We start from the raw sequence: 11,079 nt of genomic DNA on the forward strand, positions 1-11,079 counted from the left end.
GATTATAATAATCTAACCCTCTAACAAGCGTTGGATCGACTTCATACTCGATTCCTAATTCTTTTAAATACAGCGTGCACCCCGTCGATCTCGGCGACGGGGTGCACGCCTTTTTCACGACCGGCGTTGGCGGCGTCTCGCCCGCCCCGTGGGCGACGTCGGACGGCGGCGGCCTGAACCTGGGCCTGAACGTGTCCGACGACGCCGCCAGGGTCGCCGTCAACCGGTCCCGGGCCGCCGAGCGGCTCGGCGCGCCGGTGGCGTTCGCGACGCAGGTGCACGGCGACGCGGTGCTCGAGCTCGGTGCCGCGGAGCGGGCCAGGTGGGCGGCGCACCGTCCGCCGGCGTCCGCGGGGGAGGGCGACGCGCTGGTCACCGCGGTACGCGGGCTGGGTCTCGGCGTCCTCGTCGCCGACTGCGTGCCCGTGCTGCTGGCCGACCCGGAGGCGGGTGTGGTCGGAGTGGCGCACGCGGGGCGCAAGGGCGTCCTGGCCGGCGTGGTGCTCCGGGCCCTCGACGCGCTCGTCGCCCGGGGCGCCGACCCCGCGCGCGTGCGCGCCGTCGTCGGGCCGGCCGTGTGCGGGAAGTGCTACGAGGTGCCGGGCGCGATGCGCGACGAGGTCGCCGCAGTGGTGCCCGAGACCTACGCGACGACCAGAGACGGCACGCCCGGCCTCGACCTGCCCTCCGGGGTGGTCGCGCAGCTCGCCGCGCGGGGCGTTGCCGTGACGCGGGTCGAGCGCTGCACGCTCGAGGACCCTGCCCTGTTCTCGCACCGCCGGGCGAGCGCGGCCGGTACCACGACCGGGCGTCAGGCGGGCATCATCGCTCTGATATGACCGTTTCTCACCCTGCCCGGAGGATCGCGACACGCCGACGAGCGCGCTTCTGACCTGCGAAATCACACGGATGTCGTTTTTAACGAGCATTCGCTGAACAACTTTGGCAAAGTTGTTCGTGGCACGGCGTGTCGCACTTCCGGGTCGGATTGCGCCGGGCTACTTTTGCCAAGGCGACCTCGACGAGGGGTCAAGGTCGGACCTGTTGTACGGGTTCGGTGGACACCGACAGAAGGACGCACAGCAGGCGACGAACGGAGAATGAGCGATGGCCGGAGCGCTTCGCAAGACCATGCTGTATCTGGGCCTCGCCGACGATCAGGGCGAGCAGGAGTACCTCGACGAGTACGACGAGGGCCTGGAGGAAAACGTGGAGGACCACCGGCACGCACAGGTCACACCGCTGCACCGCGACGGTGTGCCGCGTGAAGCCCTGTCCTCCTCGGAGCTGCGCCGTATCACCACGGTGCACCCGCGGTCGTACAACGACGCACGGAGCATCGGCGAGGCCTTCCGCGCCGGGACCCCCGTCATCATGAACCTCTCCGACATGGACGACGCCGACGCCAAGCGCCTGGTCGACTTCTCCGCCGGCCTGATCTTCGGTCTGCACGGCTCGATCGAGCGGGTGACCAACAAGGTCTTCCTGCTCTCGCCCGAGCACGTGGAGATCTCGGCCGAGGAGCAGGTGGCCCCCGAGAAGCCGAACGGACGCGGCGGCTTCTACAACCAGAGCTGAATCCGACACGAGACCATGGGTGAGGGGCGGCCGCTGCTGCGGTCGTCCCTCACCCATGTCCGTTCCTGTGCGTGTCCACCACCGGCACTTCACGTGATTCCGGGCGTGGACAGGTTAGGTTGTCCCTTGTGATCTGGGACTTCATCGGCTTCCTGCTGTGGCTCTTCCTGCTGTTCCTCATTGGACGGCTTATCTTCGACTGGGTGCAGTTCTTTGCCCGGGACTGGCGGCCACGTGGCGTGCTTCTCGTGGTCGCAGAGGCGATCTACACGGTCACGGACCCGCCGCTGCGGTTCCTGCGCCGGCTGATCCCGCCGCTACGGCTCGGCCAGGTCCAGCTGGACCTGGCATTCATCGTCCTGTTCTTCGGCGTCTCGCTGCTCTCGTCGATCGTCGGCGCGATCGGATGAGCTGCCCGGCACGTGTCGAATCTGTGGTGGTTCGAGGCGGGCCGGATCGGCGTCGGACTGCGGGATGCTTGAAAACATTGACCGGGACATGGATGTGACCTGGGGCGACGCGGCACACTCTGTGAGGAAATCGTGCCCGGAGGTGCTCCCGGTGTCCCACGCCGATGTCGTCCGCTACCGTGGGCTTCGACGGAGGGGGCGCGGCTGGGTAGCGCCGACGTCCGAGTTCTGCGTTCCTACGTTCTAACTTTCGAGGTGACACGATGGCACTGCTTACTGCAGAGGACATCCTCAACAAGAAGTTCTCCGCGACGAAGTTCCGCGAGGGCTACGACGTCGAGGAGGTTGACGACTTCCTTGATGAGGTCGTGCGGACCCTGACCAACGTCCAGGAGGAGAACGAAGGCCTCCGGCAGAAGGTCGCGGCCGCGGAACGGCGTATCGCGGAGCTTTCGCGCAACGACACCGCAGCCCCCGCCCGCGCACAGGCCGCGCCTGTCGCGGCGCCGGTCATGCCGACCGGTCCCGCCGGCCCCAAGGGCAACGGCCCGGAGCCGGAGTCGGCGACGGGGATGCTCCAGCTGGCGCAGAAGCTGCACGACGACTACGTGCGCTCCGGCCAGGAGGAGGGCGACCGCCTCATCACCGAGGCCAAGACCGAGGGCGCGCGCATCGTGCGCGACGCCGAGGAGACCTCGCACCGCACGTTGTCCCAGCTCGAGCAGGAGCGTTCGCTCCTGGAGCGCAAGATCGACGAGCTGCGCCTCTTCGAGCGCGACTACCGCACGCGTCTGAAGAGCTTCCTGCAGAACCTGCTCGGCGACCTCGACGCACGCGGCTCGGCCCTGCCGCCGCAGAACAACCAGCGGTCGGGCCGCCCGGCCGAGATGGCACAGGGCATCTGACAGCAGCGTTCTCTCGTGTACGACGGCCGGGCGTCCCCACCTCACGCCCGGTCGCCGCGCGCGACACGCCAGACACCCTCATGATTGGGGCACGCCACATCGGCGTGCCCCGTTGTGCGTCCGGCCGCTTGTGCTTACGCTTCGTGAACTTGACCACCGGGGGCGACCGCGAAGGGGAACCCATGACCAAGATCTCGACTGCGACGCGAGCCGCGATCAAGCAAGAGTTCCCGAACCTGACGCGCGACGTGAAGAAGTTCCCCGTGCGCGACGGTGAGGAGCCCTGGACCCTGCGTGAGGCCGAGGAGCTGGCCGCCCTGCTCCTGGAGGACAAGGAGCGGCTGGAGCGCGAGCTGCACGTCGCCGACCGTGAGCTGTCGGACCTGCTACGGAACTCCGGCGACGGCGCCGGCGACGACCAGGCCGACTACGGCTCGAGCGCGCTGGAGCGCGAGCAGGAGCTCACGCTGGTCAACAACATGCGTGACCTCCTGGACCAGACGAACCACGCGCTCGACCGCATCCGCAAGGGCACCTACGCCACGTGCGAGCTCACGGCCCTGCCGATCGGCAAGGCCCGGCTGCAGGCGTTCCCCCGGGCCACGCTCTCGGTGGAGGCCAAGGCGCGCGAGGAGCGCCGCGGGGCCTGAGCGGCCGGCCGGTGTTCGAGCGCTTGGTGCCTGAGTGCCGGGTGGTCCTGAGCGCTCGGTCTGAGCGCTCGGTCTGAGCGCCGGCGTGTCCGCGGCTGCGCGCTGCCTCGCCCCGTAGTAGAGCAACCGGAGCCTGCGCGCCCGGCGCCCATGGCGGCGCCGGGCGGATCCGGAAGCCCGATATCAACGCTGTGATGTCTGGGTTAGGGGCATTCCTGGCGCAATGCCGTGGGGCTCGGTCCTGGAATGTCGTTTTTGATCTGCCAGGTGACTTGTATGCGAAGTCACGTTCCGATTGACAGGGTGAAATTCACCCTCGATGCTCTTCCAGGTGAATCACACACGTGTGTTTCACCGTATTTCGACGGAGCTATTCGAGGGGGAAAACACAATGATCCGAGGATTCCGTGCAACCTGCCGTGCAGGGGCAGCCGTGGTGATGACGGCCGGTCTGGTCGTCGCCGCGGCATCGGGTGCGAGCGCGATGGTGATGGGCGACGAGCCCGAGCTGATCAGCGCACCCTCCGCCGGCAGCGCGACGGAGGTCGCGGACGGCGCGATGGACGTCGTCGACGGCGCCGCCGCGACGGACGTGCTCGGCACCACGAACCCGCTGGGCGTCGTGGGCATCAACGGCGCGCTGGACGTGCTCGAGGGCTACGGCACCTCGGAGGCGCCCGTGGGCGTCGACGGTGCGATGGTCCCCGAGGAGGTCGCCACCGCCGGTGAGGTCGTCGAGATCGAGAGCGACGGCAGCTTCAACGCGCTGAACGACGTCTGTGTCGCTCCCTGGTACTGGGAGGGTCCGGGCAACGTCGGCAGCACCGCCAACGTGACCGACTACGAGGCCTGCAACGACGGCGACGCCGAGCTCGGTGGCGACGGTTCGGTCGACGTCCTGAACAACGTGTGCGTCGCACCGTGGCACTGGGACGGCCCGTTCAACCTGTTCAACACGGGTAACTTCACCAAGTACGCGGCCTGCAGCTGACGCTTGCGTCAACTGACTGCCGTCGAGCGGTGACTCTTCGGTAGTGGTGCACCTGGTGGGGCCCTTTCCTTGATTTCCGGGAAAGGGCCCCATTGCTTTGTGCGGTTATACCGATTTCCGTGAGGAGGGCGCCCGCGCCAGGGGAATTGCATGGCGTCTGGCGACCATGCGCTCGGTCCTCGGACGGCGTGCGCCCGGTAGCGCCTGCGGCATGGGAGACTTTGCCTGATGTCTACTCCCGCTGAACCCTCCGCCGTGGCCGACGGCGAGACGAATCCCGCGGCCATGCCTGCGCCGTCGGGCAGCCGTGTCCTCGTTGTCTGGACCGGCGTGCTCGCGGCCTTCGTCCTGGCCGCCGACCAGCTGACCAAGTGGTGGGCCGAGTCCGCGCTGTCCGCGGGCGGCGATCCGGTCCCGCTGGTGGGCGAGCTGCTGCAGCTGCGCCTGATCTACAACCCGGGCGCCGCGCTGTCGATCGCCTCGGGCTACACCTGGATCCTGACCATCGTCGTGACAGTGGTCGTGGTCTTCATCATCCGGGCGATCGGGCGGCTCGGGTCGCGGGGCTGGGCGGTAGCGCTCGGCCTGCTGCTCGGCGGCGCCGTGGGGAACCTCGTGGACCGCCTCGCGCGGGAACCCGGGTTCGCGCGCGGGCACGTCGTGGACTTCATCGACTACGCGGGCTTTTTCGTGGGCAACGTGGCCGACATCGCCGTCGTCTCGGCGGCCGTGCTGATCGCGCTCCTGTCGCTGCGCGGGATCGGCCTGGACGGCAAGCGCCACGGGGACGCCGAGCCGGCCGCCGCGCCGGGCGGCGACCAGGGCGACCCCGCCTGATGGCGCTGCGGACGCTGCCCGTCCCCGACGGGCTCGCCGGCGACCGCGTCGACGCCGCGCTGGCCCGCATGCTGGGCTTCTCCCGGACGCGCGCGGCCGAGCTCGCCGAGGCGGGCGCGGTGCGCCTCGACGGGCGCCAGGTGGGCAAGTCCGACCGGGTGGTCCCGGGCGGCTGGCTCGAGGTGGACATGCCGGAGGAGCGGCCCGCCGTCGAGGTGGTGGCTGAGCCCGTACCCGGCATGGGCATCGTGTACGACGACGACGACCTCGTCGTGATCGACAAGCCGGTCGGCGTGGCAGCGCACCCGTCGCCGGGCTGGACCGGCCCGACCGTGGTGGGCGCGCTGGTCGCGGCGGGCTACCGCGTGTCGACGTCGGGCGCCGCCGAGCGGCAGGGGATCGTGCACCGGCTCGACGTCGGGACGTCCGGGCTGATGGTCGTCGCCAAGTCGGAGCTCGCGTACACCGGCCTCAAGCGCGCCTTCAAGGAACGCACTGTCGACAAGGTCTACCACGCGCTCGCCCAGGGCCACCCGGACCCGACGTCGGGCACCATCGACGCGCCCATCGGCCGGCACCCCAGCTCCGACTGGAAGTTCGCGGTGACCGCCGACGGCAAGCCGTCGGTGACGCACTACGAGACGCTCGAGATGCTGTCGTCGGCCTCGCTGCTGGAGGTGCACCTGGAGACCGGGCGCACTCATCAGATCCGGGTGCACTTCGCGGCGCTGCGCCACCCGCTCGTGGGGGATCTGACCTACGGCGCGGACCCCGTGCTGGCCTCGAAGGTGGGGCTGACGCGGCAGTGGCTGCACGCGCACCGGCTCGGGTTCGAGCACCCCACGACGGGGCGCTGGATCGAGGTCGAGTCGGAGTATCCGGACGATCTGGCGGCTGCTCTCGAGGTCGTGCGGGGCGCGTACAAGTGATGTGAGGTTCCGCTCGGCGTTGCTGAACGGGAGTGTCAGTGGCTCGATTTAGACTCACCGCATGCCGACCGCGACCGCCTCGAAGAGCGACGACTTCGTCCACCTCCACGTCCACACCGAGTTCTCGATGCTGGACGGCGCGGCCAGGATCGGCGACCTCATGGAGGAGGTCGCGCGGCAGGGGCAGCACGCCATCGCGACGACCGACCACGGGTATCTCTTCGGCGCGCACGAGTTCTGGGCGCAGGCGCAGAAGGCAGGCATCAAGCCGATCATCGGCGTGGAGGCGTACGTCACGCCGGGCACCAGCCGGTTCGACCAGACCCGCGTGCGCTACGGCGAGGCAGGCCAGGAGTCCGACGACGTGTCGGCGCGCGGTGCGTACACGCACATGACCCTGCTGAGCAAGAACAACACCGGCATGCACAACCTGTTCCGGGCGTCGTCCCTGGCCTCCCTGGAGGGCCAGATGGGCAAGTGGCCGCGCATGGACCGAGACCTGCTGGAGAAGTATTCCGACGGCCTCATCGCGACCACCGGCTGCCCGTCGGGCGAGATCCAGACGCGGCTGCGGCTCGGGCAGTGGGACGAGGCGGTCCGGTACGCGGGCGAGCTGCAGGAGATCTTCGGCAAGGAGAACTACTACGTCGAGCTGATGGACCACGGGCTCGATATCGAGACCCGGGTGACCAAGGAGCTCCTCGAGCTGGCCAGGACGATCGGCGCGAAGCTGGTGGCCACCAACGACCTGCACTACGTGCGTGAGGAGGACTCGACCAGCCAGGAGGCGCTGCTGGCGATCAATTCCGGGTCCACGCTGGACGACCCGAACCGCTTCAAGTTCGACGGCTCGGGCTACTACGTGAAGTCCGCCGCCGAGATGCGCAAGGTCTTCAAGGAGCTGCCTGAGGCGTGCGACAACACGCTGCTCATCGCCGAGCAGTGCGAGGTCTCGTTCGACACCTCGGCCAACTACATGCCGCGGTTCCCCGTCCCCGAGGGCGAGGACGAGATCTCCTGGTTCATCAAGGAGGTCGAGGCCGGCCTGCTGCGCAGGTACCCGAACGGCTACTCGGACGCGGTGCGCAAGCAGGCCGAATACGAGGTCGAGGTCATCATCCAGATGGGCTTCCCGGGGTACTTCCTCGTGGTCGCCGACTTCATCAACTGGTCGAAGGCGCAGGGCATCCGCGTGGGGCCGGGGCGCGGGTCGGCCGCGGGGTCGATGGTGTCCTACCTGATGGGGATCACCGAGCTTGACCCGCTGGAGCACGGCCTCATCTTCGAGCGGTTCCTCAACCCGGAGCGCGTCTCCATGCCCGACGTCGACGTCGACTTCGACGAGCGCCGGCGCGGTGAGGCCATCAGATACGTCACCGAGAAGTACGGCGACGACCGCGTCGCGCAGATCGTCACCTACGGCACCATCAAGGCGAAGCAAGCCCTCAAGGACTCCGCGCGGCTGCTCGGCATGCCGTACGCCATGGGGGAGAAGCTCACCAAGGCAATGCCGCCCGCCGTCATGGGCAAGGACATCTCGCTGAGCGGGATCTTCGACCCGAAGGACAAGCGGTACTCCGAGGCCGCCGAGTTCCGCCAGGTGCACGAGACCGACCCGGAGGCGCAGCGCGTCGTCGAGCTGGCGCGCGGTATCGAGGGCCTGAAGCGGCAGTGGGGCGTGCACGCGGCCGGCGTGATCATGTCGAGCGACCCGCTGATCGACATCATCCCGATCATGAAGCGCCCGCAGGACGGCGCGATCATCACGCAGTTCGACTATCCGACGTCCGAGGGCCTCGGCCTGATCAAGATGGACTTCCTGGGTCTGCGTAACCTCACGATCCTCGACGACGCACTCGAGAACATCGTGATGAACGGCAAGGACCCGGTCGACATCGAGAACGTGGCGCTCGACGACAAGGCCACGTACGAGCTGCTCGCCAGCGGCAACACGCTTGGCGTGTTCCAGCTCGACGGCGGCGCGATGCGCTCCCTGCTGCGGCAGATGCGGCCCGACAACTTCGAGGACGTCTCCGCCGTCATCGCCCTGTACCGGCCCGGGCCGATGGGCATGAACTCGCACATCAACTACGCGCTGCGCAAGAACGGGCAGCAGCAGATCGAGGCGATCCACCCGGAGGTCGTCGAGCCGTTCGCGGAGATCCTGGACGAGACGCACGGCCTGATCGTCTACCAGGAGCAGGTGCAGCGTGCCGCCCAGATCATGGCCGGCTATTCGCTCGGACAGGCCGACCTGCTGCGCCGCGCCATGGGCAAGAAGAAGCCCGAGGTGCTGGCCAAGGAGTACGTCAACTTCGAGAAGGGCGCCAAGGAGAAGGGCTACAGCGCCGCCGCGATCAAGGCGGTCTGGGACACGCTGGTCCCGTTCGCCGGATACGCGTTCAACAAGGCGCACTCCGCCGGCTACGGCCTCGTCGCGTACTGGACGGCCTACCTCAAGGCGAACTACCCCGCCGAGTACATGGCCGGCCTGCTGCAGTCGGTGGGCGACAACAAGGACAAGATGGCGCTCTACCTCAACGAGTGCCGTCGCATGGGCATCACGGTGCTCCCGCCGGACGTCAACGACTCCGCCGCCAAGTTCACGGCGGTCAAGGGCGACATCCGCTTCGGGCTCACTGGCGTGCGGAACGTGGGCCGCAACGTCGTGGACGCGATAGTGGAGGCGCGCGAGGCCAAGGGCGCCTTCACGTCGTTCCAGGACTTCCTCGACAAGGTTCCCGCGCCCGTCTGCAACAAGCGCACCATCGAGTCGCTCATCAAGGCGGGTGCCTTCGACTCGCTCGGCCACACGCGGCGCTCGCTGCTCGTGGTCCACGAGCAGGCCGTCGACTCCGTGATCGGCGTGAAGCGCAAGGAGGCCGAGGGCCAGTTCGACCTGTTCGCTGACTTCGGTGGTTCGGACGACGACGAGGCGGGCATGGGCTTCTCCGTCGAGGTCCCGGACCTGCCCGACTGGGAGAAGAAGCAGAAGCTGCAGTTCGAGCGCGAGATGCTCGGCCTGTACGTGAGCGACCACCCGCTGTCCGGGCTGGAGCACGTGCTGCAGCGGGCCGCGGACACCTCGATCGCGTCGCTGATCACCGACGAGCACCGTCCGGACAACTCGGTGGTGACCGTGGCCGGCCTGCTCACCTCGGTGCAGCGGAAGATGAGCAAGAACGGCAACCCGTGGGCCGCCGTGACCGTCGAGGACCTGGAGGGCGCCGTCGAGGTCATGTTCTTCGGCGAGACCTACCTCGCCTACTCGACGATGCTCGCGGAGGACCAGGTGGTCGTGCTGCGTGGCAAGGTGCGCCGGCGCGACGAGTCGATGCAGCTGCAGGCCATGGAGGTCGCGCTGCCGGACATCACTGTCGGGTCCGACTCGCCGCTGGCCGTCACCGTGCCGCACAGCCGGGCCGTGGAGCCGGTCATGATCCGGCTGCGCGAGGTGCTCGCCACGCATCCAGGGTCGGCGGAGGTGCACGTCGCTGTGGCCGAGCCCGGCAAGAAGACGGTCGTGCGGGCCGCCGACAGCCTCCGTGTGGAGAAGTCCCCGGCGCTGTTCGGCGACCTCAAGGCGCTGCTCGGGCAGGGCTGCCTGTCGTGACCGACGCCGGAGGTGCGGGACCCGTGCCTGCGGCCGAGTCCGACCGCTACGGCGAGGGCGACCACGAGCGCTTCGCACTGGTGCCGGCCGCTTACGTCTTCTTCCGGCGCGAGGGTCAAGTGCTGCTCCAGCTGCGCCAGGGCACCGGCTACCGCGACGGGTACTGGGCGTGCGCGGCCGCGGGCCACGTCGAGGAGGGCGAGTCGGTGATCGACACGGCAGTCCGCGAGGCCCACGAGGAGCTAGGCGTGGTCGTGGCGCCGGAAGACATCCGGCCGCTGACCGTCCTGCACCGCGGCGAACCGGGCGGGCCGGCGATCGAGCAGCGCGTCGACTTCATGTTCGAGGTCACGCGCTGGGCCGGCACGCCGTCGATCCAGGAGCCCGACAAGGCGGCGGACCTGGCCTGGTTCCCGCTCGTCGCGCTCCCGGAGGCGCTGGTGCCCCACGAGGCCGTGGTGCTGCGTGCGGTCCATGACGCCGTCCGCCATGGAACGGACATGCCGCGCCTGCTGACGTTCGGGTTCTGACCGGCGTTGAGTGCTGGATCTTTGCCCTCCTTCATGCACCGTATATTCACCCGGTTCCGGCCTGTCACAGATCCGGCGGGCGCCCGGTCATCACTGCGAGACGATGAACCCCACGAAGGGCGCAGCACCATGACAGTTTCTGAGAACCAGGCAGCACACGCGCACGGGACCGGGCAGGACGGGGCGCAGCCCGGCTGGACGACGGCGGTCACCATGCTCCAGGACGCCTCGCCCTTCACCGTCCCCGACGGCGCCTCGGCGATGACGATCAGCGTGGAGTGGGAGCCCGGGGACCCGGGGAGCCCTCCGCACCGCCACCCTGGCCCCGCTTTCGGGTATGTGATCGAGGGCGCTGTGCGCTTCGAGCTCGAGGGTGAGCCCGAGCGGGTCATCGAGGCCGGCGGGACGTTCTGGGAACCGGGCGGCGATGTGATCCACTACCAGGACGGCAACGCGCTCGCGGATGCCCGGACACGGTTCGTGGTGACCATGCTGTGCGCTCCGGGCAAGCCCATGCTGGTGCTGGTTGACGAGGCGGAGCTCGCGGAGCGTGCCCACCTCCGTGCCCCACGCCCCACCGCCTAGACACGCGAATTAGAGCGCTTGTCCGAGTCTCCCTGAGTAGCTCAGGGAGTG

The 11,079-nt window shown here is 68.6% G+C and carries 11 protein-coding genes; all 11 read left to right on the forward strand.

All coding sequences use genetic code 11. The annotated features are described in order from the left end of the window. Positions 1–74: 74 nt before the first annotated feature. The 11 genes from pgeF (at position 75) to ACFT2C_RS28180 (ending at position 11,028) form a co-directional block, all read left to right on the forward strand. Complete coding sequence (gene pgeF, locus ACFT2C_RS28130) at positions 75–839, forward strand: peptidoglycan editing factor PgeF (protein ID WP_377210404.1); 765 nt, start codon at positions 75–77, stop codon at positions 837–839. A gap of 268 nt (positions 840–1,107) precedes the next feature. Further along, a complete protein-coding gene (locus ACFT2C_RS28135; protein WP_377210405.1) occupies positions 1,108–1,578 on the forward strand; it encodes a cell division protein SepF in 471 nt (156 codons plus the stop codon). 128 nt (positions 1,579–1,706) lie between these two features. Beyond that, positions 1,707–1,988: a YggT family protein gene (locus ACFT2C_RS28140; protein ID WP_377210406.1), complete on the forward strand. Its 282-nt coding sequence runs from the start codon at positions 1,707–1,709 to the stop codon at positions 1,986–1,988. 263 nt (positions 1,989–2,251) lie between these two features. Further along, complete coding sequence (locus tag ACFT2C_RS28145) at positions 2,252–2,893, forward strand: DivIVA domain-containing protein (protein WP_377210407.1); 642 nt, start codon at positions 2,252–2,254, stop codon at positions 2,891–2,893. Between the two features lie 182 nt (positions 2,894–3,075). Beyond that, a complete protein-coding gene (locus ACFT2C_RS28150; RefSeq protein ID WP_377210408.1) occupies positions 3,076–3,543 on the forward strand; it encodes a TraR/DksA family transcriptional regulator in 468 nt (155 codons plus the stop codon). A gap of 439 nt (positions 3,544–3,982) precedes the next feature. Continuing rightward, positions 3,983–4,534 carry a hypothetical protein gene (locus ACFT2C_RS28155; RefSeq protein ID WP_377210409.1) on the forward strand — a complete coding sequence of 184 codons (552 nt, stop codon included), beginning with the start codon at positions 3,983–3,985 and terminating at the stop codon, positions 4,532–4,534. Between the two features lie 228 nt (positions 4,535–4,762). Beyond that, positions 4,763–5,371: a signal peptidase II gene (locus ACFT2C_RS28160; protein ID WP_377210410.1), complete on the forward strand. Its 609-nt coding sequence runs from the start codon at positions 4,763–4,765 to the stop codon at positions 5,369–5,371. Beyond that, a complete protein-coding gene (locus tag ACFT2C_RS28165; RefSeq protein ID WP_377210411.1) occupies positions 5,371–6,300 on the forward strand; it encodes an RluA family pseudouridine synthase in 930 nt (309 codons plus the stop codon). The genes ACFT2C_RS28160 and ACFT2C_RS28165 overlap by 1 nt, the downstream gene beginning before the upstream one ends. Positions 6,301–6,361: 61 nt before the next feature. Next, positions 6,362–9,913, forward strand: coding sequence for a DNA polymerase III subunit alpha (dnaE, locus tag ACFT2C_RS28170; RefSeq protein WP_377210412.1), 3,552 nt, complete (start codon positions 6,362–6,364; stop codon positions 9,911–9,913). Further along, entirely contained in the window at positions 9,910–10,443 is a 534-nt protein-coding gene (locus ACFT2C_RS28175; RefSeq protein WP_377210413.1) for an NUDIX domain-containing protein, read from the forward strand. Before dnaE ends, ACFT2C_RS28175 begins: the two co-directional genes overlap by 4 nt. 129 nt (positions 10,444–10,572) lie before the next feature. After that, a complete protein-coding gene (locus ACFT2C_RS28180) occupies positions 10,573–11,028 on the forward strand; it encodes a cupin domain-containing protein (RefSeq protein WP_377210414.1) in 456 nt (151 codons plus the stop codon). Positions 11,029–11,079: the final 51 nt, after the last annotated feature.

Source organism: Promicromonospora sp. NPDC057138 (assembly GCF_042670845.1).
Taxonomy (GTDB): domain Bacteria; phylum Actinomycetota; class Actinomycetes; order Actinomycetales; family Cellulomonadaceae; genus Promicromonospora.

Excerpts from the sequence above, each read along its gene's own strand:
- ACFT2C_RS28160 (WP_377210410.1), top strand. The coding sequence starts at position 4,763 with ATGTCTACTCCCGCTGAACCCTCCGCCGTGGCCGACGGCGAGACGAAT.
- ACFT2C_RS28145 (WP_377210407.1), top strand. The coding sequence starts at position 2,252 with ATGGCACTGCTTACTGCAGAGGACATCCTCAACAAGAAGTTCTCCGCG.
- ACFT2C_RS28180 (WP_377210414.1), top strand. The coding sequence starts at position 10,573 with ATGACAGTTTCTGAGAACCAGGCAGCACACGCGCACGGGACCGGGCAG.
- ACFT2C_RS28135 (WP_377210405.1), top strand. The coding sequence starts at position 1,108 with ATGGCCGGAGCGCTTCGCAAGACCATGCTGTATCTGGGCCTCGCCGAC.
- dnaE (WP_377210412.1), top strand. The coding sequence starts at position 6,362 with ATGCCGACCGCGACCGCCTCGAAGAGCGACGACTTCGTCCACCTCCAC.
- ACFT2C_RS28150 (WP_377210408.1), top strand. The coding sequence starts at position 3,076 with ATGACCAAGATCTCGACTGCGACGCGAGCCGCGATCAAGCAAGAGTTC.
- ACFT2C_RS28165 (WP_377210411.1), top strand. The coding sequence starts at position 5,371 with ATGGCGCTGCGGACGCTGCCCGTCCCCGACGGGCTCGCCGGCGACCGC.
- ACFT2C_RS28155 (WP_377210409.1), top strand. The coding sequence starts at position 3,983 with ATGACGGCCGGTCTGGTCGTCGCCGCGGCATCGGGTGCGAGCGCGATG.